The organism is Mesorhizobium sp. M0898 (genome assembly GCF_040319695.1).
GTDB lineage: Bacteria > Pseudomonadota > Alphaproteobacteria > Rhizobiales > Rhizobiaceae > Mesorhizobium.
Genome location: NZ_JAMYOE010000004.1, coordinates 167,776 through 191,050 on the forward strand (window position 1 = coordinate 167,776; position 23,275 = coordinate 191,050).

A 23,275-nucleotide genomic window follows, 5' to 3' on the forward strand; every position below is an offset into this window, starting at 1 on the left:
TTCCTTGCTCCGTTTCTCGACAGTTTCTGCATCGAGCGGCCGTCAGTTCACTGCCATGAGCGTCTTTTCCGGACCATGAACACGGGATCGCGAACGGCCGATCCAGACACGCAGCAATGCCAGCAGCAGATCAAGGTCGACAGGCTTGGCGATGTAGTCGGAGGCGCCGGCGTCGAGGCACTTCTGCCGGTCGCCCTTCATTGCCTTGGCTGTGACCGAGATCAACGGGATATGGGCGATCGCCGGCATGCTGCGGATCTGCCGCATCGTCTCGTAGCCATCCATTTCCGGCATCATGATATCGATCAGTGCCGCATCGATGTCCGGGCTCTGCTCCAGAAGCGCGATACCTTCCCGGCCACGCTCCGCATGCAGCACCTGGATGTCATAGGTCTCGAGAACGCTGGTGAGTGAATAGATGTTGCGGATGTCGTCGTCGACGATGAGGACCTTTGCGCCGGCGAGGTCGAACTTGTCCGGCTGTTCGGCTGCCGCACTATTGTTGTCGTGGCCTCGCCCCGGGAGCGTCGCGGATATCAGGAGAGCCAGCTGCGCGAAATTCTCCGCCCGCGGAACGTCCGCCAATGCCGGATGCAAGGCGAGCGACTGTTGCAGCGCTTCCGGATGAGGCGCAAAGAACAGCAGCCGCGACACCGACTGTCCGAACAGGACGGCAATCTCATCCAGCATCTGGGCGTTGTCCTTGGCCGAGCGGCCAAAGCCGAGCACAACGGCATCATAGTTGGCGATGCCGATATCGTCCGCATTCGCGGCGACGCGGCCGATCGCGGTGACCGAGGTGACGCCGTCGCGGATCGCCTCGATCAGCGAAAGGCGGCGCTCGGGATCGGGATCGGCAATCAGGACGCGGCTCTGGACGCGGAGCTTTCTGGAATGAATATCCTGGAAGACCTTCATCAGTTCGTCCGACGATACGGGCTTGGTTGAAATGCTGGATGCACCCTTGCGGGCAAGCACCTCGATGTCTTCGGCGCCCGAGATGACATGAACGGGAATGTCCTTGGTTTTCGGGTCATGGCGAAGCAGATCGAACAGCACCCAGCCGTCGATATCCGACAGTCCGAGATCGAGCGTAATCGCGTCGGGAACCAGCTTGCGTGCCAAAGCCAGCGTGCCGGAGCCCGCGGTCGACAGGACGCCTTTCAGCCCGGCCGAACGTGCAAGGCCGAGCAGCAAACCGCCGAAGGTCGGGTCGTCCTCGACGATCAGCACGACCCGATCTTCCGACGAGATCGTGTCGCGGTCATCGAGCAATTCGGAGGACGGCGGGCTCGGCTGCACCGTCGTCGCGGCCACCTCCATCGCCGGCAGCAACGCCGCTTGCGGGGCCAAGGCCATCCGGGGTCCGTCGAATGGAATGACCAGAGTGAACGTCGAACCCTTGCCCGGCGTGCTCTCGACCCTCAATTCGCCGCCAAGCAGCCGGGCAATCTCCCGGCTGATCGAAAGCCCAAGCCCAGTGCCGCCATATTTGCGGCTTGTGGTGCCGTCGGCCTGCTGGAAGGCTTCGAAGATCAGCTTCTGCTTGTCCTGCGGAATACCGATGCCGGTATCGCTGACGACGATCGCGAGCGCCTCCATGGGTTGCGCCGAACCGTTGTGACGGCCCGCCTTTTCGGCCCGGAAATTCAAGCGGACCTCGCCTTGCGAGGTGAACTTGAACGCGTTCGACAAAAGGTTGAGCACGATTTGCTGCAATCGCTTCTCGTCGGTGCGGACGGTCTCCGGAAGCTCGGGATCGACGTTGATGGTGAAGCCAAGTCCCTTGTCGGTCGCCAGTTGCCGGAAGGTTCGCTCCATGTGCTGGCGAAGATGCACCACCGGCATGTCGTTGATGTCGATCGAGACGGTGCCCGATTCGATCTTCGACAGGTCGAGGATGTCGTTGATCAGGCTCAAAAGGTCGGTGCCGGCCGAATTGATGGTGCGCGCGAACTCGACCTGCTTGTCGTTGAGATTGCCCTGCTGATTGGTTGCGAGCAGGTTTGAAAGGATGAGCAGCGAGTTCAGCGGCGTGCGCAGTTCGTGGCTCATATTGGCGAGGAATTCCGACTTGTATTTCGAGGTAAGCGCCAGCTGCTCGGCCTTCTCCTCCAGCGCCCGCCGCGCCATCTCGATTTCCAGGTTCTTGTTCTCCACCTGCTTCTTTTCGTTCTCGAGCAGCTGCGCCTTTTCCTGCAGCTCCTCGTTGGTGGCGTGCAGCTCCTCCTGCTTCTTGGTCAGTTCGGTCTGACGCGCCTGCAATTCCGAGGTCAGCAGCTGCGACTGCTTGAGCAGGCCTTCGGTACGCATGGTGGCGGCGATGGTGTTGAGAACGATGCCGACGGATTCCATCAGCTGGTTGAGGAAGGACTGGTGCGTGTCGCGGAATTCGCTGAACGAGGCGAGTTCGATGACGGCCTTCACCTCGTCCTCGAACAGAGCCGGAAGAATGATCACGTTCGCCGGCGCGGCATTGCCAAGGCCGGAGGTAACGCGCAGGAAATTCGGCGGCACATTGTCCAGCATGATGGCGCGCTTGTCGGCGGCACTCTGCCCGACAAGCCCTTCACGCAGATCGAGGCGTTGCTTGATTTCCGCCTTGCTTTCGGCGCCATAGGAGGCGGCGAGCTCCAGATAGAATTCATCCTCGTCGCGGTTGGTCACATAGAACACGCCATATTGCGCATTCACCAGCGGGGCGAGTTCGGACATGATGAGGCGCGAGACCGTGGCCAGGTCACGCTCGCCCTGCAGCATGCGCGAGAAGCGGGCGAGATTGGTCTTCAGCCAGTCCTGCTCGGCATTCTTCAGCGTCTGGTCCTTCAGATTGCGGATCATCTCGTTGATGTTGTCTTTCAGCGCCGCCACCTCGCCGGAGGCCTGGACGCTGATCGAGCGGGTCAGATCGCCCTTGGTCACCGCCGTCGACACCTCGGCGATGGCGCGCACCTGGGTGGTCAGGTTGGCCGCGAGCTGATTGACGTTGTCGGTCAGGTCGCGCCAAAGGCCGGCAGCGCCGGGCACCCGGGCCTGGCCGCCGAGCTTGCCTTCGATGCCCACTTCGCGGGCGACGTTGGTCACCTGGTCGGCGAAGGTCGCCAGCGTCTCGATCATGCCGTTGATGGTGTCGGCGAGCGAGGCGATCTCGCCCTTGGCATCGACCGTCAGCTTGCGCTTGAGATTGCCTTGCGCGACCGCGGTCACGACATCGGCGATGCCGCGCACCTGGTTGGTCAGGTTCGTCGCCATCAGATTGACGTTGTCGGTCAGGTCCTTCCAGGTGCCGGCGACGCCCTCGACCCGCGCCTGGCCGCCGAGCTTGCCCTCGGTGCCGACCTCGCGGGCGACACGCGTCACTTCGCCGGCAAAGGAGTTCAGCTGGTCGACCATGGTGTTGATCGTCGATTTCAGCTCCAGGATCTCGCCCTTGACGTCGACGGTGATCTTCTTCGACAGGTCGCCGCGCGCCACAGCGGTGGTCACCTCGGCGATGTTGCGGACCTGGCCGGTCAGGTTCTCGGCCATCGAATTCACATTGTCGGTCAGATCCTTCCAGGTGCCGGCAACGCCGCGCACCTGCGCCTGGCCGCCGAGCTTGCCTTCGGTGCCGACCTCGCGCGCCACGCGCGTCACCTCCGAGGCAAAGGAATTCAGCTGGTCGACCATCGTATTGATGGTGTCCTTCAGCTCGAGGATCTCGCCGCGCACATCGACGGTGATCTTCTTCGACAGGTCGCCCAGCGCCACTGCCGTCGTCACCTCGGCGATGTTGCGCACCTGGCCGGTCAGATTGGCGGCCATCGCATTGACGTTGTCGGTCAGGTCTTTCCAGGTGCCGGCGACGCCGCGCACCTGCGCCTGGCCGCCGAGCTTGCCGTCCGAACCGACTTCGCGCGCCACGCGCGTCACCTCGGAGGCGAAGGAATTCAGCTGGTCGACCATCGTATTGATGACGTCCTTGATCTGCAGGATCTCGCCCAATGCATCGACGGTGATCTTCTGGGTCAGGTCGCCGGTCGCAATCGCGGTTGCTACCTTGGAGACGTCGCGTAATTGCACGGTCAGATTGCCGGCCATGGCATTGACGTTGTCGGTCAAATCTTTCCAGGTGCCGCCGACGCCCTCGACATGCGCCTGACCGCCGAGCTTGCCCTCCGACCCCACTTCGCGCGCCACACGCGTCACTTCCGAGGCGAAGGAATTGAGCTGATCGACCATCGTGTTGACGGTGTCCTTGAGCTCGAGGATTTCGCCCTTGACGTCGACGGTGATCTTCTTCGACAGGTCGCCGCGGGCAACGGCGGTCGTCACCTCGGCGATGTTGCGGACCTGGCCGGTCAGGTTGGCGGCCATCAGGTTGACGTTATCGGTCAGGTCCTTCCAGGTGCCGCCGACGCCCTTCACCTCGGCCTGGCCGCCGAGCTTGCCTTCGGTTCCGACCTCGCGCGCCACACGCGTCACTTCCGAGGCGAAGGAATTGAGCTGGTCGACCATCGTGTTGATGGTGTCCTTGAGCTCGAGGATTTCGCCCTGCACGGCGACGGTGATCTTCTTCGACAAGTCGCCCGAAGCGACCGCAGTCGTCACCTCGGCGATGTTGCGGACCTGGCCGGTCAGGTTCTCGGCCATCGAATTGACGTTGTCGGTCAAGTCCTTCCAGGTGCCGGCGACGCCGCGCACCTGAGCCTGGCCGCCGAGCTTGCCCTCGGTGCCGACCTCGCGGGCGACACGCGTCACTTCGCCGGCAAATGAGTTCAGCTGGTCGACCATGGTGTTGATGGTCGATTTCAGTTCGAGGATCTCGCCCTTGACGTCGACCGTGATTTTCTTCGACAGGTCGCCAAGCGCCACGGCCGTGGTCACCTCGGCGATATTGCGCACCTGGCCTGTCAGATTTTCGGCCATCAGGTTCACGTTGTCGGTCAGGTCCTTCCAGGTGCCGCCGACACCTTCGACGCGCGCCTGACCGCCGAGCTTGCCTTCTGTACCGACTTCGCGCGCGACGCGCGTCACTTCCGAGGCGAAGGAATTGAGCTGGTCGACCATCGTGTTGATGGTGTTCTTGAGTTCGAGGATTTCGCCTTTCACGTCGACGGTAATCTTCTTCGACAGGTCGCCGGAAGCGACGGCGGTCGTCACCTCGGCGATGTTGCGCACCTGCCCGGTCAGGTTCGTCGCCATGGCGTTGACGTTGTCGGTCAGGTCCTTCCAGGTTCCGGCCACACCTTTCACGCGAGCCTGGCCGCCCAGCTTGCCTTCGGTGCCGACCTCGCGCGCCACGCGCGTCACTTCCGAGGCGAAGGAGGCCAGTTGCCCGACCATGGTGTTGACGATCTTGCCGATGCGCAGAAACTCGCCGCGCAGCTGCCGGCCGTCGATTTCGACCATCATCGTCTGCGACAGGTCACCCTTGGCCACCGCGCCGATGACGCGCGCCACTTCGGCCGTCGGCTGAACCATGTCCTCGATCAGATCGTTGACGGAACGGACGCTCGATTCCCAACTGCCGGTGGCGTTGCGGACACGGCCGCGTTCGCCGATCCGGCCATCCTTGCCGACGACCTTGCTGAGGCGTTCGAACTCGCGCGTGACCTGATCGTTGAGTTCTACGATTTCGTTGAAGGTGTCGGCGATCTCGGAATCAAGGCCGGCGTAGACATTGTCGATACGAACGGAGAAATCACCGCTCCGAAAAACCTTCAGCGCGTTCAGTATTTGACGACGGTCCAATTGCCTTGTGGATGCAAGCACGCTCACAGCGCCCCTCCCAGCTCACGGATTTCTTGAATGTCCTGGTGAAACTGTCCCCTGCGGCCGACACAACTCCCCGCAAGCGCAAGAACGCGGCATGCTCGATTTGGTTCCAGACGAAATTGCCGCTATGCGGCAGGAATTTCGCAGCCGCATTCACGAAACGACGAGCAACAAAGATCCATAATGATTGTATCGATCAATATTTCTGCCCAACGGAACATCTCGAAAAAACTCTCGTTGGTATAGATCGCGATCCAGCGATGCAACTCGATGGAGACACTAAGATGATGAAAATTCTCTCTGCATCCCTACTTGCTATCGGCCTGGCCACATCTGCCATGGCACAATCCATGGGCTCCGGGACCGGTAGCGCCGATGGCAATACCGGCGTCAACACAGGCACTTCCGGCGGCAACACCGGGACCGGCAGCGCAACTACCCCGAACACAATCGATCCGAACGCAACGAACGCTACCACGCCGCAGACAAACGGTATGGAGGATCGCTGCAAGGATACGGCGGGCAGCGATACCGACAACAACACACCCAGCGGCGCTATGACGTCGGATATGCAGAACTGCAACAAGTAACGGAGTTTTGCGCAGCGGTCATTCAGCCCGCGGCCTGGTCCAGACCGGTGCTCGCGGTTCAAACCACAGCCAGAAATATGCAGAGACCGGGCACGGGCTCATTACTTCTGAATGGATCGGCGAGCCCAAGCCGGGCGGCCGATTAACTAGTCTCAGCTAGGTTCTGCGATAGGCGGCGGCCAGCCCGGCGGGCGGGGCGGCCGTTCTGCTGATTTTCGCGGAGAGAACTGGTGGAGCCAATCGGAATCGAACCGACGACCTCTTGAATGCCATTCAAGCGCTCTCCCAACTGAGCTATGGCCCCACTCCGGCAGTTCACCGGCGCCGTTTCCGGCGAAGACATCCGGCGCGGGTTCTAGACCGCGCCGTTAGTGAAGGCGGCTTCTAACCCCGCCTTCAGTCAATATCAAGCCTTCAAGAACCGCTTTTTCTAAGCAGCGCCGCGAAAGCCGGCGAATGCGGTTCGCTCAGACTTCGTCGTCGTCTTCGCCGACGCCGATCATGTCGGCAACGTCGTCGTCTTCTTCCTCCTCGTCGGCGAGGAACGTGTCATCCTCGTCATCGCCAAGGTCAACGTCGTCTTCGTCATCGCCGAGATCGGGAAGCTCGTCGGCCTTCGCGTCCTCGTCCGCCTCTTCGAGCGAGACGACCTCGACGCCCTCTTCCTCCTCGGCGTCCACTTCCTTCTCGGCAACTTCCTCTTCCTCCTCGAGGGCGGCGATCTTGCCTTCTTCGAAATAGGAGCGCGGATAGCTCTTGCCCGTGTAAGGCGAGACGATCGGGTCCTTGTTCAAGTCATAGAATTTTCGACCTGTCTCCGGGTCGATGCGTTTGGTGCCAAGTTCGGGTTTTGCCACAGCAAGCCTCGTCGATGAAAGTTTGGTCCCCTTAACCAGAGTTTACGGCGCTGTCAAAGCGAAAAGCCGGCGTCCCAAAAAGCTTGAATTCGAAGGCCTTCATACCAAGGGGATGACCATTTCGGTACGCCATGATAGGAGACCCCGCAAACCAGCAGAAAATGGCCGGCCGCCGGCGTTTCCAGGAAAGAACCATGTCGCACACTGCCGCCCCGAAGCAGGCCACCGCCCGCAAATCATCTGGCCTTTCAGGCGCGGCACGGGTGCCGGGCGACAAGTCGATCTCGCACCGCTCGTTCATGTTCGGTGGCCTGGCCTCCGGCGAAACCCGCATCACCGGGCTGCTGGAAGGCGAGGATGTGATGCGTACGGGCGCTGCCATGAAGGCCATGGGCGCCCATATCGAGAAGCATGGCGCTGAGTGGGTGATCCGCGGTACCGGCAACGGCGCGCTGCTGCAGCCGGAAGGCCCGCTCGATTTCGGCAATGCCGGCACCGGCTCACGCCTCACCATGGGCCTGGTCGGCACCTATGACATGGAAACCACCTTCATCGGCGACGCCTCGCTGTCCGGCCGGCCGATGGGCCGGGTGCTCGAGCCGCTCCGCCAGATGGGCGTGCAGGTGCTGAAGGCGACGCCCGGCGACCGCATGCCGATCACGCTGCATGGGCCCAAGCACGCCGCGCCGATCACCTACCGCGTGCCGATGGCATCGGCACAGGTCAAGTCGGCGGTGCTGCTGGCTGGGCTGAACACGCCGGGCATCACCACCGTCATCGAGCCGGTTATGACGCGCGACCACACCGAAAAGATGCTCAAGGGGTTCGGCGCCAATCTGTCGGTCGAGACCGACGAGCGCGGCGTGCGCCACATTTTCCTCGAAGGCCAGGGCAAGCTCACGGGGCAGACGATCGCGGTGCCTGGCGACCCCTCCTCGGCCGGCTTTCCGCTGGTGGCGGCGCTGATCGTGCCGGGTTCGGACATTACAATCGAAAGCGTGCTGATGAACCCGACCCGCACAGGCCTTCTGCTGACGCTGCAGGAAATGGGCGCCCGGATCGACATTCTCGAGCGTCGCAATGAAGGCGGCGAAGACGTCGCCGACCTGCGCGTGCGTTACTCCGAGCTGAAAGGCGTCACCGTACCGCCGGAACGGGCCCCGACGATGATCGACGAGTATCCGGTGCTTGCCGTGGCGGCGAGCTTCGCCGAGGGCGAAACGCTGATGCTGGGGCTTGAAGAGCTGCGCGTGAAGGAATCCGACCGGCTGTCGGCGGTCGCCAACGGGCTGAAGCTCAACGGCGTCGATTGCAGCGAAGGCGAGGCCTCGCTTGTCGTGCGCGGAAAACCCGGCGGCAAGGGCCTCGGCCAGCATCCCAACGGACAGGGCACCATCGTCCAGACCCATCTCGACCACCGCATCGCCATGAGCTTTCTGGTGATGGGGCTGGCAACGGAAAAGCCGGTGACCATCGACGATCAGGCGATGATCGCAACGAGCTTTCCGGAATTTATGGGGCTGATGAAGGGGCTTGGGGCGGAGATCGAGTAGCTTGATGGCAATCAATAGCCTTGGGGGTTGGGGCCAAACTGGAACGTCGGCGGGACAGCGCCCCCCTCTGTCCTGCCGGACATCTCCCCCACAAGGAGGGAGATTGGCAGCTTCGGCGCTCCGCTCAATCCTGCGACGTAGACAATTGGCGAAAGCCGCGATGGCCGCCGATCTCCCCCTAAGTGGGGGAGATGTCCGACAGGACAGAGGGGGGCGCGAAGGATCGCCACGCCTATCTGGATCATTGCGCTTTTCGATTCCGGTGGGCGTCCAATGACCCCAACCTTCACCATCGCCATCGACGGCCCTGCCGGCGCCGGCAAAGGCACCCTCGCCCGACGGCTCGCCGACCATTACCGGCTGAACCTGCTCGATACCGGCCTTACCTACCGCGCAGTGGCGCATGCGCTGCTTCGGCTTGGCCTGCCGCTTGACAATGTCTCGGCCGCCGAAACCGCCGCGCGCCAGGTCGACCTGGCAAAGCTCGACCGGGCGGTGCTGTCGGCGCATGCGGTCGGCGAGGCCGCCTCGAAAGTTGCCGTCATCCCGTCGGTGCGGCGCATCCTGGTCGAGAAACAGCGCGAGTTTGCAAAAACACCGCCTGGCGCGGTGCTCGACGGCCGCGACATCGGCACCGTCGTCTGTCCCGATGCCGACGTAAAACTCTATGTCACGGCCAGTGCCGAGGTGCGGGCAAAGCGGCGGCTGGATGAAATCGAGAGCATCGGCGGCACTGCCAATTTCGACGAAATCCTTGCCGATATCGTGCGCCGCGACGAGCGCGACATGGGCCGCATGGACTCGCCCTTGAAGCCGGCCGCAGACGCGCACTTGCTCGACACGTCGGAAATGGCTATAGAAGCCGCGTTTCTGGCAGCTCGGGCGATCATCGACGACGTCCTGGCCAAGAGAAACAAAGCCTGAGCCGGGTTTTCCTGCCGCCGCCGATTGCCGGCGACAAAAAGAATTCCATATCGGGCATGAACCAGCCTGTCAGCATTCTTCATGCGCCGGAATTGCCGCTCAAGGGCGGCCAAGGGCTTTTTGCCCGGAACGCCGGCAGGCCAACGCAACGCTAACCCACGGCGCCCGCCCCGCGACAGATTGCGGGGCATTCCAGGAGAAACTATGTCAGTTGCAAATCCCACTCGCGATGATTTCGCGAGCCTGCTCGAAGAATCATTTTCCGCCGGCCATTCCGGCGAAGGCCAGGTCGTCAAGGGCATCATCACTGCCATTGAAAAGGACATGGCCATCATCGACGTTGGCCTCAAGGTCGAAGGCCGCGTGCCGCTGAAGGAATTCGGCGTCAAGGGCAAGGACACGACGCTCAAGGTCGGCGACACGGTCGAGGTCTATGTCGAGCGTATCGAGAACGCGCTTGGCGAAGCCATGCTGTCGCGCGAAAAGGCCCGCCGCGAAGAGAGCTGGGTCCGTCTCGAAGAGAAGTTCACCAAGGGCGAACGCGTCGAAGGCGTCATCTTCAACCAGGTCAAGGGCGGCTTCACCGTCGACCTCGACGGTGCCGTGGCCTTCCTGCCGCGCAGCCAGGTCGATATCCGCCCGATCCGCGACGTCTCGCCGCTGATGCACAACCCGCAGCCCTTCGAGATCCTCAAGATGGATCGCCGCCGCGGCAACATCGTGGTGTCGCGCCGCACCGTGCTCGAGGAGAGCCGCGCCGAACAGCGTTCGGAAATCGTGCAGAATCTCGAAGAAGGCCAGGTGGTCGAAGGCGTCGTCAAGAACATCACCGACTATGGTGCGTTCGTCGACCTCGGCGGCATCGACGGCCTGCTGCACGTCACCGACATGGCATGGCGCCGCGTCAATCATCCGACCGAAATCCTCAATATCGGCCAGACGGTCAAGGTGCAGATCATCCGCATCAACCAGGAAACCCACCGCATCTCGCTCGGCATGAAGCAGCTCGAGAGCGATCCGTGGTCCGAGATCGGCACCAAGTTCCCGATCGGCAAGAAGATCAAGGGTACCGTCACCAACATCACCGACTACGGCGCGTTCGTCGAGCTGGAGCCGGGCATCGAAGGCCTCATCCACGTTTCGGAAATGTCGTGGACCAAGAAGAACGTGCATCCCGGCAAGATCCTGTCGACGACGCAGGAAGTCGACGTGGTGGTGCTCGAAGTCGATCCGGCCAAGCGCCGCATCTCGCTCGGCCTCAAGCAGACGCTGGAGAACCCGTGGGAGGCCTTCGCGCGCAGCCATCCGGTCGGAAGCCAGGTTGAGGGCGAGGTTAAGAACAAGACCGAGTTCGGCCTGTTCATCGGCCTCGAAGGCGACGTCGACGGCATGGTCCACCTTTCCGACCTCGACTGGACCCGTCCGGGCGAGCAGGTGATCGAGGAGTACAATCGCGGCGACATGGTCAAGGCGCAGGTGCTCGACGTCGACATAGACAAGGAACGCATCTCGCTCGGCATCAAGCAGCTGGCCAAGGATACGGTCGGCGAAGCAGCGACGTCAGGCGAACTGCGCAAGAACGCAGTCGTCACCTGCGAGGTTATCGGCGTGAAGGACGGCGGTCTGGAAGTGCGGCTGGTCGACAGCGGCATCGAGACCTTCATCAAGCGCTCCGATCTCAGCCGTGACCGCGACGAGCAGCGCCCCGAGCGCTTCACCGTCGGCCAGAAAGTCGACGCCCGCGTCATCGCCTTCGACAAGAAGACCCGCAAGCTGCAGGTCTCGATCAAGGCGCTGGAAATCGCCGAAGAGAAGGAAGCGGTCGCTCAGTACGGCTCAACCGATTCCGGCGCTTCGCTGGGCGATATTTTGGGTGCCGCGCTGAAGAAGCAGGGCAGCTAAGCCAACACCGCGCCTCGCGCGGGTTATAAAACAAAACAAAAAGCCCCGCCGGAACGATCCGGCGGGGCTTTTGCTTGTGACCCTTTGCTTGCGAACGGACCGCAGGCTCAGGCCCGGCCGTAGAGTGGCACCAGCGTGCCGCTGATCGCCATGTTGGCCGGCGAGGCAAGGTAGGCAATGGCCTCCGCCGCCGCTTCAAGGCTGACCCATCTGCTGAAATCTGCGTTCGGCATGTCAGCCCGGTTGGCCGGCGTGTCGAGCGTCGAAGGCGCCACGGCATTGACCAGAATGCCGTTGCCCTTCAGCTCTTCGGCCATCGCCACGGTCATCGCGGCGACTGCCGCCTTGGCGGCGGCGTAGGCCACCTTGCCGGAGCCGCGCCGCGGATCGAGCCCGGCTCGCGCGGTGACATTGACGATGCGGCCCGGCACGGAAGATCCCAGCATCGAGCGTATCGCCGCGCGGCAGCACAGGAAGGTGGTGCGGGCATTGGTGTCCATCATCTCGGCGAAGGAGGCGGGTTCGATCTTCTCGACCGGCGCCGCGGTGAAGCCGCCGGCAAGATGCACCGATGCCCATAAATCTGGAACGCTGGCATAGAAGGCGTCGACCTTGGCAGGGTCGGCAAGATCGACATTGTGCGCCAGCCTGACGCGGTCATGCGCCGGAAAGGGAAAATGCGCAGGCGCGGCAGCGTGGGCATTGGGCACATGGCAGACCGCGCCCTGCTCCAGCAGTTTTCCTACGACCGCGCCGCCAAGGGCACCGGTGCCGCCGGTTACCACGATATGTCTGCCGTCCAGTGTTTCCGTCATATTCGACCGCTCCGTCATTGCGCGCCGCCGATGCGGAAGGTCGCGCCTTTCGCGCGATCACTCAACCGAAATCTCGATGACGTAAGGTCGTCCAGTCGCCCGCGCGCGCCCAAGCGCGTCCGCCAAGCCGCCAGTGCCGGAAATCCGCTCGGCGGCAATGCCGTAGGCTTCGGCCAATTTGCAGAAATCCGGCGGTGCCGGGGAGACGCCGACCGGCTCGACGCCGACGTCAAGCATCGAGGTTTCGATCTCGCGGTAGCCACGATTGTTCCAGACGGCGAAGATCACCGGCGCCGCCGCGTCGAGCGCGGCGCCGAGTTCCGGCAGGGTGAACTGGAAGCCGCCGTCGCCGGTGAGGCAAACGACCGGCGCCTCAGGCCTGGCAAGGACGGCACCGATCGCCGCCGGCGGGCCATAGCCGAGCGCGCCGAAGCCGGTGGCCGCGTTGAACCAGCCGCCCGGTCGGTCATGATCGTAATAAAGGTTGGCGGCGTAGACCGGCTGGGTCGAATCGCCGACGATGATCGCGCCAGGCAGCGCATCGCGGATCGTCTCGACGGCGTGCAGTTGCGCCTGCATAGCCGGGCCGATCTCGGCAAAGGCCGCTTGCCGCGTCGCGGCGGCGCGAGCGGCGCCGTCGACCGATTGCGCCTGGCCCGTGCCGAGTTCGGCACGCAGCGCCTTGAGCGCTGCACCGCAATCGGCCTGGATCGAAATCCGGGCCGGCCGGCGGGCAAGCTGGTCGGCGCCGATGTCGATGCGGATCAGATTGGCAGGCAGGACAAAACCGCCGTCGCCATAGCCATCATAGTCGGTCGGACCGAATTCGGTGCCAGCGGCAATGACCAGGTCGGCATCGGCGATCAGCGCACGCAACGCCTTCAGGCTGGGGCTGGCCGGCACGCCAAGTGGATGACGATAGAGCAGGCCGCGCGCATTAGCGGTCTGGACGACCGGCGCTCCCAGCCTCTCGGCCAGGTGCTGCAACGGCGCTTCGGCGGCCTTGGCGCCGCCTCCGGCGAGGATAAGCGGCCGGCGGGCAGACGCGCACAGCCTTGCCGCCTCTGCAATCGCCACTACATCCGGCTCGGGCGGCGCTGAATTCCGCAGCAGCGGCACGATGCCGTTGGCCGGCATGGTCATGACATCGGTCGGGATCTCAATATGCACCGGACCCGGACGCGCGGATGAGAACAGCGCAAAGGCGCGGGCGAGCACGCCGGGCAGTTCGCCGGCCTCGGTGACACGGTGCGAAAACAGCGCCACCTTCTCCATCATGCCGCGCTGGTCCGGCAGTTCATGCAGATGGCCAAGGCCTTTGCCCAGCGTCGGTGTGGCGTTGACGCCCGAGATTACCAGCATCGGCACCGAATCGGCGCGCGCCTGACCCATGGCGGTGATGGTGTTGGTCAGCCCCGGCCCGGTGATGACGAAGACGATACCCGGCCTGCCGCTGGCGCGCGCATAGCCGTCAGCCATGAAGCCGGCGCCCTGCTCGTGGCGCGGCGTGACGTGACGGATCTTCGATCGCGCAAGCCCGCGATAGAGCTCGACCGTGTGTACGCCGGGAATGCCGAAGACGGTGTCGACGCCGTGCGCTTCGAGCAAGGTGATGAGCGCTTCGCCGATGGTCGTCATTGTCTTAGCACCGGGCGTGTGAGGCAGGTCGGGCCGCCCTCGCAGGCAATGCACAGCGCATCGGCCTCGAATGTCGAGACCGTACAGCCAGCGCCCTGCATGGCAGCCCCCGTCTTCGGAAAACCGGCAACGGCGATAACCTGGCGCGGCGCGGTCGGCAGGACATTGAGGCTGAGCCCATTCGAGGCGAAGAATTCGTCGGCATCGCCGTCGACCAGCCGAATGCCACGTTCGCGCAGCATCTGATGGAAGGCGACCGGCAGGAGGGGCGCATAGACCAGCGCCAGATCGTCGGCGAGCGGGCTGATCACCGACATCAGGTGCAGGCAGGCCTCCTCGCCTTGCCAGAGCGGCAGGTCGAAGCCATAGACCTGGATGCCCTTGGGCGAAAGCAGGTTGGAGAGCTGCTGGATGCCGTGCTGATTGGTGCGCACGCCGCGGCCGATGGCCAGCGTGTTTGCATCCACCCACACGCAGTCGCCGCCCTCGACCTGGCCGGGAGCCTCGATACGGCCGAGGATGGGGATGCCCATGCGCCCATAGGCTGCCTCGTGGAGGCTGGGCTCGGGCCGGCGCAGCGCCTTGCCCATGGCAAGGATGACCGCGCCATGATCGGTCATCAGCGAGGGATCGTGGGTAAAAACCGAATCGGCAAGCCCGTCGTCGGCGTCACTCAGCCATTCGATCTCAGCGCCTGAGGCCGAAATCAGCCTGGCCAGCGCATCATGCTGGACCGCCGCTTTTTGCGGATCGAAGCCTGGGCCATAGTGCCACTCCAGCGCTTCGGCCCGACGCATGGCGCCGGCAGCGGAGCGCATCAGCACGCGCTGCAGCGTCCCGGCCATCGACTGCGACCCGTATGCTTTGCCCACTAAATTCTCCTGAAACGCGCCCCTCCTGCCAATAGCCACTCGGCAGGCGGTGATCAATGGTCCAAAAAACTGCGGTTGACGGAGACAAGCGGAACGGTCCATCTTGAGAATCGGAACGCTGTCCAGTGACGGGTAATGGGTAAAAAATTCCAGCAAGGACTGCCTCGGCTGCTCCGCGGGGCACCGCGACGATGACAGCGCCGGCCACCGCCCTGAAGCATACGGCGCAGAACGGCGCCGCCGAAGCCATCCACGTCGAGAACCTGCACAAGAATTTCGGCAAGCTGCATGTATTGAAGGGCGTTTCGCTGTCGGCGCGCGATGGCGAGGTGATCGCCATCATTGGCGGCAGCGGCTCGGGCAAATCGACGCTGCTGCGCTGCATCAACTGCCTGGAGAACCCGACCAGCGGCATTATCCGGGTCAATGGCGAAGAGATAAAGCTGAAGGCCGACAGCTACGGCCACACCGTGCCCGCAGACCGCAAGCAGATCGAACGCATCCGCTCCAAGCTTGGCATGGTCTTCCAGAACTTCAATCTGTGGAGCCACATGACGTTGATCGAGAACGTCATCGAGGTTCCCGTACATGTGCTCGGCGTCAAGCGCGATGTGGCGATCGGCGAGGCGGAAAAATTGCTCGCCCGCGTTGGCCTGGCCGAAAAACGCGACGTCTATCCTGCCTATCTGTCGGGCGGCCAACAGCAGCGCGCCGCGATCGCCAGGGCGCTGGCCATCAATCCGCGCGTCATGCTGTTCGATGAGCCGACTTCGGCGCTCGACCCGGAACTCGTCGGCGAGGTGCTGAAGGTGATCGGCGACCTGGCGCGCGAAGGCCGCACCATGGTGCTGGTCACCCATGAGATGAAGTTTGCCCGCGAGGTCGCGACGCATGTCGTCTACCTCCACAACGGGCTGGTCGAGGAAGAAGGGCCGCCGGAACAGATCTTCGGCGCACCAAAATCCGAAAGGCTGAAGCAGTTCATCCGCAACATCAGTTAAACCGTGGGCGGACGAAAACCGGGAACAACAACAAACTGGGAGTCATGACGATGAAGATTATTCTCAAGACCTTTGCGGCAGCGCTGCTGCTTGGCGTTGCCGCCGTGGGCGTGGCCAAGGCCGATCCGGTCAAGATCGGTGTCGCTGCCGAGCCCTATCCGCCGTTCACCTCGCCGGATGCTTCCGGCAAATGGGTCGGTTGGGAAATCGAATTCATCGACGCTGTCTGCACCGAAGAGAAGCTCGACTGCGTCATCACGCCGGTCGCCTGGGACGGCATCATCCCGGCGTTGACGACCAAGAAGATCGACGTCATCGCCAGCTCGATGTCGATCACCGACGAACGCAAGAAGACGATCGACTTCTCCGACAAATATTACAACACCCCGACTGCGATCATCGGGCCGAAGGACCAGAAGTTCGGCTCGACACCGGAGGACCTCAAGGGCAAGATCATCGGCGTCCAGGTCTCGACCGTACACGCCGACTACGCCAAGAAGCACTTCGCTGACGCGGCGGAAATCAAGGAATACCAGACCCAGGACGAGGCCAACCAGGATCTTGCCGCCGGCCGGGTCGACGCGGTGCAGGCCGATTCCATCGCCCTCGACGCCTTCCTGAAATCGGACCAGGGCAAGCAATGCTGCGATCTGAAAGGCATGGTCGCGCCGGATCTGGCCATTCTCGGACCCGGCGTCGGCGCCGGCGTCCGCAAGGAAGACACCGAGTTGAAGGAAAAGATCAACGCCGGTATCAAGGCCATCCGCGCCAACGGCAAATATGACGAGATTTCGAAGAAGTACTTCGACTTTGATATTTACGGCTCCGACACGCAGTCGAACTGACGGCCTCATCCATGAGCGATTAACCACGCGGCCCCGATAGAGCCGCGTGGTTGGTCGAAATCCATCGACGCGAGCTTCCGCGGGCGGAAATCGCCGGCGGTTTTAGCGCCAGCAATTCGAGGGCGACGCTGATCGACGCATTTGTTCCGGCTTGGGCCGCCTCTGCCATCGCGCTTCTCTCGCCCGTGCCGCCGGGCTGGGGTGGAACGCTCATCGTCGGGCTGCTCCATACGATCGAGATTGCGGTCGGCGCCACCTGTCTCGGCCTTTTGATCGGCATCGGCGGCGCCTCCGGCAAGCTGTATGGTGGTCCGGTGGTGCGCGATCTCCTGGCAGTCTATACGACCGTCGTGCGCGCCGTGCCGGAGCTGGTGCTGATCCTTCTGCTCTATTACGCCGGCACCGACCTGATCAATCAGATGCTGACGGCAACGGGCTATCAGCGTATGGACATTAGCGGGCTGGCGGCCGGCATTGCCGTGCTCGGCTTCGTCCAGGGCGCCTATTCGACCGAGGTGATCCGCGGCGCGATCCTCGCCATTCCGCAGGGCCAGATCGAAGCCGCGCGCGCCTATGGCATGTCTCCCGGCCTGCTGCTGCGGCGCATCACGCTGCCGGCGATGCTGCCGTTCGCCATACCCGGCCTTGCCAATCTCTGGCTGATCGCCACCAAGGACACAGCCCTGCTGGCGGTCGTCGGCTTTTTCGAGCTGACATTGGCGACACGGCAGGCGGCCGGCGTGACCAAAGCCTATCTGACATTCTTTATCGCCGCCGGCGCGATCTACCTTCTGTTGACGCTGGTTTCGAATCTGATCATCGGCCGCATCGAGACATGGGCCCGCCGCGGCATGCCGTCGCTCAAGGAGGCCCGGTGATGGCTGACCCGGCGATGACTGGCGAAGCGGCCGTCGAGATAGCCGCACGCGCTTCGCTGTGGCTGAAGCCGCATCGTACCGCGCTGATCCTGATCGCGCTGGGGCTGGTTTTGGCGGCGGCCGTCTTCATGCGCTGGGACTGGCTGCCGAAATATTACGGGATGGGATTGCTCGGCATCTGGCGCGCGCTGTGGATTCTTGCCGTCACCTGCACGCTGGGCTTCCTGCTCGCCATGCCGCTCGGACTGGCACAAGCCGCAGGCTCTTTCTGGTTCGCGGCGCCCGCCAAGGCCTTCTGCACGGTCATCAGGGGAACGCCGCTGCTGCTGCAGCTCTGGTTGCTCTATTACGGGCTGGGCTCGCTGTTTCCACAATATCCATGGATTCGCGAGTCCTGGATGTGGCCCTATCTGAGGCAGGCATGGCCCTATGGCGTGCTCGGGCTGACGCTGTCCTTCGCCGGCTATGAGGGCGAGGTGATGCGAGGCGCTTTTGCCGGCGTACCGAAAGGCCAATTGGAAGCCGCCCGCGCCTTCGGCATGAGCCGCTGGAGGATTTTCCGGCGAATCTGGCTGCCGCAGGCCTTCTACCGCGCGCTGCCGACACTGACGGGCGAAATCGTGCTGCAGCTGAAATCGACGCCGCTGGTGGCGACCATCAGCGTGATCGACATATTCGCCGTCTCTTCAAAGGTGCGTCAGGATACCTACCTCACCTATGAACCCTTGCTGCTCCTGGCGTTGATCTATATGGCGATCACCGGCATCCTCGTCTTCACCCTGGGCAAGATCGAGGCGCGGATTCCGAACAAGGTTGGTTAGGTGAATAGTGAATAGTGAATGGTGAATAGTCAGTAGTGCGTAGCCCCTATGTTACCGGCTAAGTCCCCACTCACCATTCACTATTCACCATTCACCCATTCCCTCAGATATCCATGGCAATCACAATGCAACTCAGTCTCGACCAGGCGACAGGGCTGTGCCGGATGGCCGCACTTGGCGCTGGCGCCAACGAAGAGGCGGCGCAGTCGCTGGCTGCCTCGATCGTCGCGGCCGAGGCGGAAGGACTGTCGACCGTTGGGCTGTCGCACTTCATCGATTATCTCGAAGCGCTGGAAGCCGGCCGCATCGACGGCAACGCCGATCCGGTGATCACCAGGCCGGCGCTCGCGGTCTATCTCTCCGATGCGCGCGGCGGACTGGCGCATACCGGTTTCGACCGCACGATCGATGAACTCGCCAAGGCGGCGCGGCTGTTCGGCGTCGCGATTTTTTCGCAGAAGAATGCCTATACGTGCGGCGCGCTCGGCTATTTCACCGGAAGGCTGGCCGCGCAGGGATTGGTGTCGTTCGCCGCCACCAACGGCCCGGCCGTGCTTGCCGGCTCGGGCTCGGTCAAGCCGGTCTACTGCACCAACCCGATGTCCTTTGCGGCACCCGCCGCGGACGCGGCGGCGCTGGTCATCGACCAATCGTCGAGCGCCACCGCCTTCGTCAACATCCGCAAGGCGGCCGAGGACGGCAAGAAGATACCCGAAGGCTGGGCACTGGATGCGAGCGGCAATCCGACCACGGACCCGGCAGCTGCAATGAAGGGCGCCATGCTTGCCTTCGGCGGCCAGCGCGGCGCCAACATCGCGCTGATGGTCGAGGTGCTGGCTGCGGGCCTGTCGGGCGCCAACTGGTCGCTCGATGCGCCATGGTTCAGCGGCGGGCCGGACAGTCCGGGGACCGGCCTGTTCGTGCTTGCCGTCGAGCCCAAGCTGCTCGATCCGGACTTCGAAAAGCGGATGAAGGATCAACTCGACCGGCTGCGGCGGCGCTATGGCGTGCATGTGCCGGGGCGTGCCCGGACCGAGGCCGCGGAGAAGGCGGCGGCGCGCGGCATAAGCGCGCCGAAAGCCGTGGTGCAGCGCATTTCCGAATTCGCCGCCCGCTATTCGTCCTGAAGAAATTCGTTTGTCCGATGAGCGGCTGAGAACGCCTGCCGATCCGGCAGCGCGAGCCTACTTCCCGCAATAATGATCGTTGATGACGTTCGCCGCATTCGCGTCCGGCCCTACCCTGTTGTAGGAGCAGGGTTCGGCGGCCGTCGTGAACAGGTGGTTGTCATAGTAGCGCGGGCCACCGAACAGAATGTCGATGATGTTGCCGTTGGCCGGAACGTAGCGTTCGGGTTGAGCTTGGTGGTGATGCCGGTTTGCCGCGAATGCCGAGGCACCAATGCTGCAGCCTGTTGCGAAAGCCAGAGCGAAGATCGCAACGCGTTTTGTCGTCATCGCCAATATCCTCCATTCGGAATCAAACCATACATCCTAAAATCGCCGGCCGGAACAAAGGTTCCTGTCCCGAATGGAGTTACCCTAAAGCCCGGCGTCGGCGGGTTTTCTGCCGTTTCCAACGGATACTGGAAATCATGCTTCAACAATGCCGGCCGACCGATGGTCACCCTTTGCCTTTGGCGCGAAACCGACTATGAAACGGCTTCAAACCAAACCATCTGGATAGCCCGCCGGAGCCAGCCATGACCGAAATCCTGCAGACCCCAAAGCTCGTCGTCGTGTTCGGCGGCTCCGGCTTTGTCGGTCGTCATGTCGTGCGGGCGCTGGCCAAGCGCGGCTACCGCATCCGGGTTGCCTGCCGTCGGCCCGATCTCGCCGGCCACCTGCAGCCGCTCGGCAATGTCGGGCAGATCCAGCCGGTGCAGGCCAATGTCCGGGTGCGCTGGTCGGTCGACCGCGCCGTGCAAGGCGCGGACCATGTCGTCAATCTGGTTGCGATCGCGCATGAGGCCGGCCGGCAGAAATTCACTGCCGTCCACGAATTCGGCGCGCGCGCCGTCGCTGAAGCGGCGCGCGCCGTCGGCGCCGGCCTCACCCACATCTCGGCTCTGGGAGCGGATCTCCACGCGCAATCGGACTACGCGCGTACCAAGGCGCTCGGCGAAAAGGCCGTTCTGGAGACGGTCCAAGACGCCGTGATCTTGCGGCCATCGATCAATTTCGGGCCGGAGGACGGTTTCTTCAACCGCTTTGCCAACATGGCCCGCTTTTCCCCGGTGCTGCCGCTGATCGGCGGCGGGCAGACGAGATTCCAGCCGGTCTATGTCGGCGACGTCGCCGAAGCGGTGGCGCATTCGGTCGACGGCAAGGTCCAGGGCGGCCGGATATATGAACTCGGCGGGCCGCAAGTGCTTACCTTCAAGGAATGCATGCAACAGCTGCTTATCATCATCGAACGCAAGCGGTTTTTGCTGCCCGTGCCATGGTGGCTGGCGAACCTCCAGGCATCAATTCTCGGGCTGTTGCCCAATCCGTTGTTGACCAAGGACCAGGTCCTGCTGTTGCGCCAGCACAATGTCGTGTCGGAAGCCGCCGTCAAGGACAACAGGACGCTCGCCGGCCTCGGGATCCAGCCACGGTCGATCGGAACCATCCTGCCCAGCTATCTCTGGCGCTACCGCGCCGCCGGCCAGTTCCAACGCAAGTCCGCCGCATAATACGCCCTACGAGGCGCGCCGGGTGACCTGCATCGGCAGGCCGCCTTGCGGCTGCGTCGTCAGCTTCTGCACCGGCCAGGGGCGGGTTTCCGCGGTGGCGTCGAAACGGTAGCGCGACAGCATGATCGCCAACGCGATGATTGCCTCCTGCATGGCGAAGCTGGCGCCGATGCAGACGCGGGGGCCGGCGCCGAACGGCAAATACTGGAAACGATCGATCTTTTCGCGGTTTCCCGGATGGAAGCGTTCCGGCATGAAAGCGTCCGGCCGGTCCCACAATTTCCGATGGCGGTGGACGACCCACGGCATCACCAGCACCGCGGCACGTCGCGGTATGTAGAGGCCGTTCCAGGTTTCGGGCTCGATCGGTTCGCGGTTGATCGACGGCGCCGGCGGATAGAGCCTGAGCGCCTCGTCGAAGGCGGCGTGGGTGAGCGGCATGGCGTCGAGCCATTTCGTCGGATCGGGCTCACGCGCCAACACCGCATCGATCTCGTGCTCGATCTTTTCGCGCTCCCACGGCGCTTCGGCAAGGCAGTAGAGCGTCCAGCCGAGCGCCCTGGCCGTAGTCTCGTGGCCGGCACCGATGAAGGTGATGATGTTGTCCTCGACCTCGGCCCGGGTCAGCCCGCCCGGTCCCTCCGCCTTCAACAGCAGCGTGAGAAAATCCTGCGGCACGGTGTCCGGAGCGCGCCTCAGCCGCGCCTCGCGCATCTGCACCGTGTCGGTGACGATCTTGCGGAAGTAGGCCATGGTCTTGCGGCCGCGGATGCGGGTCAGGCGCGGCAGCCAGTCGGGCGCACGCAAAAGGTCGAGCGGATCGACCCGGCCCATCGTCTCGAACAGGCGGTCGATCTCCTTGGCGAAGCTGCCGGGCTCGCCCGATATCTCGCCCGAAAACAGTGTCTCGGCCAGGATGTCGAAGGTGAGCAGCGTCATGTCGTGGGCGATATCCGACGTGCCACCTTGCTCGTAACGGGTGACGAATTCGAGCGTGCGTTTCAGCATCGGCTCGGCGAAGCCGAAGATGTGGCGCGGCGTGAACACCGGCGCCATCGCCTTGCGCGAACGCCGCCACACTTCGCCCTCGGCGGTCAGCAGCCCGTCGCGCAAGATCGGCCGCAGGATCAACTGGCGCACCGTGGCCATCTTGTAGTTCTTGGCGTTGTCGACAAGCACATGGCGGATGAGGCCGGGATCGTTGGCGATGACCAGCGGTCCCCCGACGCCGTTCACCGAAATCCAGGGCTCGTTGTAGGTCGCCTCACCCCACAGTTCGAGCGGATTGCGGTAGACGATGCGGATCATCTCCAGCGTTGAAGGCGGCGCGGTGCGCGGCTTCGGCGCCGGCGGGACGAAGGGGACGGGCTGACTGTCCATGGCTTGCTCCGCTGACACCTCAATGTAGTGGCGGGCAAGGCAGGCGTCCATGTGACCGGACGACAAGGTGATGCATCCGCTCTCTGGAATGTGACCCGGGCACCGGAAAGTGCCTGCTTGCTGTGTCCGGCTGCGTGTCTTAGGTGGCAGCACCACAGATGTCAGAACCGGCGGGAGCCTGCCTTGAAGCACCAGTTGAACGTCATCATCGGCAGCACGCGGCCGGGCCGCGCCGGACCCGCTTTCGCAAAGTGGCTGGAGAGCTTTGCGCGCGAGCATGGCAAATTCGAGCCGGTGCTCACTGACATCGCCGCATTCAACCTGCCGGTGCTGGACGAGCCGCATCATCCGAGACTCGGCAAATACGAAAACAGCCACACGAAAGCCTGGTCGAAAGCAATCGACGCAGCCGACGCATTCGTCTTCGTGGCGCCGGAGTACAATTATTTCACCGCTCCCGCGATCGTCAACGCGGTCGACTACCTGCTCAGGGAATGGCGATACAAGCCGGCCGCCATCCTCAGCTACGGCGGTGTCTCCGGCGGTTTGCGAGCGGCGCAGGCGGTCAAACCGTTGCTGACCGCCGTCGGTGTCATGCCGATTCCGGAAGGCGTGGCGCTGCCGATGTACCAGAAGCTGCTCGACGAGACCGGCGCCTTCCTGCCCAGCGAGCAGGTGCTCGGCGGGGCCAGGACCATGCTGGACGAGCTGTTCCGCTGGAGCGAAGCGCTGAGGCCGATGCGCGCCAGCTAACAACGCGAACGG

General features: G+C 63.3%; 18 protein-coding genes and 1 tRNA gene. 11 read left to right on the forward strand and 8 right to left on the reverse strand.

Annotation, left to right across the window (positions count from 1 at the left end; translation table 11 throughout):
* Positions 1-42: 42 nt before the first annotated feature.
* A complete protein-coding gene (locus NKH90_RS08090) occupies positions 43-5,754 on the reverse strand; it encodes a HAMP domain-containing protein (protein WP_352818793.1) in 5,712 nt (1,903 codons plus the stop codon).
* Between the two features lie 44 nt (positions 5,755-5,798).
* Here NKH90_RS08090 and NKH90_RS08095 point away from each other — a divergent pair, with 44 nt between their 5' ends.
* On the forward strand, positions 5,799-6,347 hold the full coding sequence (locus tag NKH90_RS08095) for a hypothetical protein (protein WP_352469899.1): 549 nt from the start codon (positions 5,799-5,801) through the stop codon (positions 6,345-6,347).
* 228 nt (positions 6,348-6,575) lie between these two features.
* On the opposite strand, the gene NKH90_RS08100 is transcribed toward NKH90_RS08095, so the two are convergent.
* Together NKH90_RS08100 and NKH90_RS08105 are read right to left on the reverse strand one after the other, a co-directional pair.
* A tRNA-Ala gene (locus NKH90_RS08100) sits at positions 6,576-6,651 on the reverse strand.
* Between the two features lie 163 nt (positions 6,652-6,814).
* Positions 6,815-7,204 carry a TIGR02300 family protein gene (locus NKH90_RS08105; protein ID WP_023676282.1) on the reverse strand — a complete coding sequence of 130 codons (390 nt, stop codon included), beginning with the start codon at positions 7,202-7,204 and terminating at the stop codon, positions 6,815-6,817.
* Positions 7,205-7,398: 194 nt separating this feature from the next.
* Here NKH90_RS08105 and aroA point away from each other — a divergent pair, with 194 nt between their 5' ends.
* From aroA to rpsA, 3 genes are all read left to right on the forward strand, one after another.
* Entirely contained in the window at positions 7,399-8,757 is a 1,359-nt protein-coding gene (aroA, locus tag NKH90_RS08110; RefSeq protein ID WP_352818616.1) for a 3-phosphoshikimate 1-carboxyvinyltransferase, read from the forward strand.
* 273 nt (positions 8,758-9,030) lie between these two features.
* The gene (cmk, locus tag NKH90_RS08115) at positions 9,031-9,681 is read left to right on the forward strand and encodes a (d)CMP kinase (protein WP_352818619.1); all 651 of its coding nucleotides are present in this window, start codon (positions 9,031-9,033) and stop codon (positions 9,679-9,681) included.
* A gap of 204 nt (positions 9,682-9,885) precedes the next feature.
* Positions 9,886-11,583 (forward strand): 30S ribosomal protein S1, encoded by a 1,698-nt coding sequence (gene rpsA, locus NKH90_RS08120; RefSeq protein WP_023676278.1) that lies wholly within the window; start codon positions 9,886-9,888, stop codon positions 11,581-11,583.
* Between the two features lie 107 nt (positions 11,584-11,690).
* On the opposite strand, the gene NKH90_RS08125 is transcribed toward rpsA, so the two are convergent.
* The 3 genes from NKH90_RS08125 to NKH90_RS08135 are packed head-to-tail and all read right to left on the reverse strand — an operon-like array spanning position 11,691 to position 14,881.
* Positions 11,691-12,398 (reverse strand): SDR family NAD(P)-dependent oxidoreductase, encoded by a 708-nt coding sequence (locus NKH90_RS08125; protein ID WP_352818622.1) that lies wholly within the window; start codon positions 12,396-12,398, stop codon positions 11,691-11,693.
* A 57-nt stretch (positions 12,399-12,455) separates the two neighbouring features.
* Positions 12,456-14,036, reverse strand: a complete 1,581-nt coding sequence (locus NKH90_RS08130) for a 5-guanidino-2-oxopentanoate decarboxylase (RefSeq protein ID WP_352818625.1) — start codon at positions 14,034-14,036, stop codon at positions 12,456-12,458.
* Positions 14,033-14,881 (reverse strand): dimethylarginine dimethylaminohydrolase family protein, encoded by an 849-nt coding sequence (locus tag NKH90_RS08135; RefSeq protein WP_352818796.1) that lies wholly within the window; start codon positions 14,879-14,881, stop codon positions 14,033-14,035. Before NKH90_RS08135 ends, NKH90_RS08130 begins: the two co-directional genes overlap by 4 nt.
* 218 nt (positions 14,882-15,099) lie before the next feature.
* Here NKH90_RS08135 and NKH90_RS08140 point away from each other — a divergent pair, with 218 nt between their 5' ends.
* The 5 genes from NKH90_RS08140 to NKH90_RS08160 all read left to right on the forward strand — a co-directional run bounded on the left by NKH90_RS08140 (position 15,100) and on the right by NKH90_RS08160 (position 19,580).
* A complete protein-coding gene (locus tag NKH90_RS08140; RefSeq protein WP_023676274.1) occupies positions 15,100-15,909 on the forward strand; it encodes an ABC transporter ATP-binding protein in 810 nt (269 codons plus the stop codon).
* A gap of 50 nt (positions 15,910-15,959) precedes the next feature.
* Entirely contained in the window at positions 15,960-16,754 is a 795-nt protein-coding gene (locus tag NKH90_RS08145; protein ID WP_352540383.1) for a transporter substrate-binding domain-containing protein, read from the forward strand.
* A 212-nt stretch (positions 16,755-16,966) separates the two neighbouring features.
* On the forward strand, positions 16,967-17,632 hold the full coding sequence (locus tag NKH90_RS08150; protein ID WP_352470177.1) for an ABC transporter permease: 666 nt from the start codon (positions 16,967-16,969) through the stop codon (positions 17,630-17,632).
* 14 nt (positions 17,633-17,646) lie between these two features.
* A complete protein-coding gene (locus NKH90_RS08155) occupies positions 17,647-18,453 on the forward strand; it encodes an ABC transporter permease (protein ID WP_352818799.1) in 807 nt (268 codons plus the stop codon).
* A 125-nt stretch (positions 18,454-18,578) separates the two neighbouring features.
* On the forward strand, positions 18,579-19,580 hold the full coding sequence (locus NKH90_RS08160) for an Ldh family oxidoreductase (protein WP_352818629.1): 1,002 nt from the start codon (positions 18,579-18,581) through the stop codon (positions 19,578-19,580).
* Between the two features lie 57 nt (positions 19,581-19,637).
* Here the strand turns inward: NKH90_RS08160 and NKH90_RS08165 are convergent, their stop codons facing one another.
* Positions 19,638-19,910 carry a hypothetical protein gene (locus NKH90_RS08165; RefSeq protein ID WP_352454720.1) on the reverse strand — a complete coding sequence of 91 codons (273 nt, stop codon included), beginning with the start codon at positions 19,908-19,910 and terminating at the stop codon, positions 19,638-19,640.
* 245 nt (positions 19,911-20,155) lie between these two features.
* Here NKH90_RS08165 and NKH90_RS08170 point away from each other — a divergent pair, with 245 nt between their 5' ends.
* Positions 20,156-21,130 (forward strand): complex I NDUFA9 subunit family protein, encoded by a 975-nt coding sequence (locus NKH90_RS08170; protein WP_352681475.1) that lies wholly within the window; start codon positions 20,156-20,158, stop codon positions 21,128-21,130.
* A 6-nt stretch (positions 21,131-21,136) separates the two neighbouring features.
* Here NKH90_RS08170 and NKH90_RS08175 read toward each other — a convergent pair whose 3' ends face one another.
* The gene (locus NKH90_RS08175) at positions 21,137-22,510 is read right to left on the reverse strand and encodes a cytochrome P450 (RefSeq protein ID WP_352818634.1); all 1,374 of its coding nucleotides are present in this window, start codon (positions 22,508-22,510) and stop codon (positions 21,137-21,139) included.
* A 183-nt stretch (positions 22,511-22,693) separates the two neighbouring features.
* Between NKH90_RS08175 and NKH90_RS08180 the strand changes: the two genes are divergently transcribed.
* Complete coding sequence (locus NKH90_RS08180; protein ID WP_352681479.1) at positions 22,694-23,263, forward strand: NADPH-dependent FMN reductase; 570 nt, start codon at positions 22,694-22,696, stop codon at positions 23,261-23,263.
* The last annotated feature ends 12 nt before the right edge of the window (positions 23,264-23,275 follow it).

What these genes read in the sequence shown, in the direction of transcription:
- rpsA (WP_023676278.1), top strand. Translation starts at nt 9,886, where the DNA reads ATGTCAGTTGCAAATCCCACTCGCGATGATTTCGCGAGCCTGCTCGAA.
- aroA (WP_352818616.1), top strand. Translation starts at nt 7,399, where the DNA reads ATGTCGCACACTGCCGCCCCGAAGCAGGCCACCGCCCGCAAATCATCT.
- NKH90_RS08135 (WP_352818796.1), bottom strand. Translation starts at nt 14,881, where the DNA reads ATGGCCGGGACGCTGCAGCGCGTGCTGATGCGCTCCGCTGCCGGCGCC.
- NKH90_RS08130 (WP_352818625.1), bottom strand. Translation starts at nt 14,036, where the DNA reads ATGACGACCATCGGCGAAGCGCTCATCACCTTGCTCGAAGCGCACGGC.
- NKH90_RS08125 (WP_352818622.1), bottom strand. Translation starts at nt 12,398, where the DNA reads ATGACGGAAACACTGGACGGCAGACATATCGTGGTAACCGGCGGCACC.
- NKH90_RS08145 (WP_352540383.1), top strand. Translation starts at nt 15,960, where the DNA reads ATGAAGATTATTCTCAAGACCTTTGCGGCAGCGCTGCTGCTTGGCGTT.
- NKH90_RS08155 (WP_352818799.1), top strand. Translation starts at nt 17,647, where the DNA reads ATGACTGGCGAAGCGGCCGTCGAGATAGCCGCACGCGCTTCGCTGTGG.
- NKH90_RS08140 (WP_023676274.1), top strand. Translation starts at nt 15,100, where the DNA reads ATGACAGCGCCGGCCACCGCCCTGAAGCATACGGCGCAGAACGGCGCC.
- NKH90_RS08170 (WP_352681475.1), top strand. Translation starts at nt 20,156, where the DNA reads ATGACCGAAATCCTGCAGACCCCAAAGCTCGTCGTCGTGTTCGGCGGC.
- cmk (WP_352818619.1), top strand. Translation starts at nt 9,031, where the DNA reads ATGACCCCAACCTTCACCATCGCCATCGACGGCCCTGCCGGCGCCGGC.
- NKH90_RS08160 (WP_352818629.1), top strand. Translation starts at nt 18,579, where the DNA reads ATGCAACTCAGTCTCGACCAGGCGACAGGGCTGTGCCGGATGGCCGCA.
- NKH90_RS08165 (WP_352454720.1), bottom strand. Translation starts at nt 19,910, where the DNA reads ATGACGACAAAACGCGTTGCGATCTTCGCTCTGGCTTTCGCAACAGGC.
- NKH90_RS08175 (WP_352818634.1), bottom strand. Translation starts at nt 22,510, where the DNA reads ATGGACAGTCAGCCCGTCCCCTTCGTCCCGCCGGCGCCGAAGCCGCGC.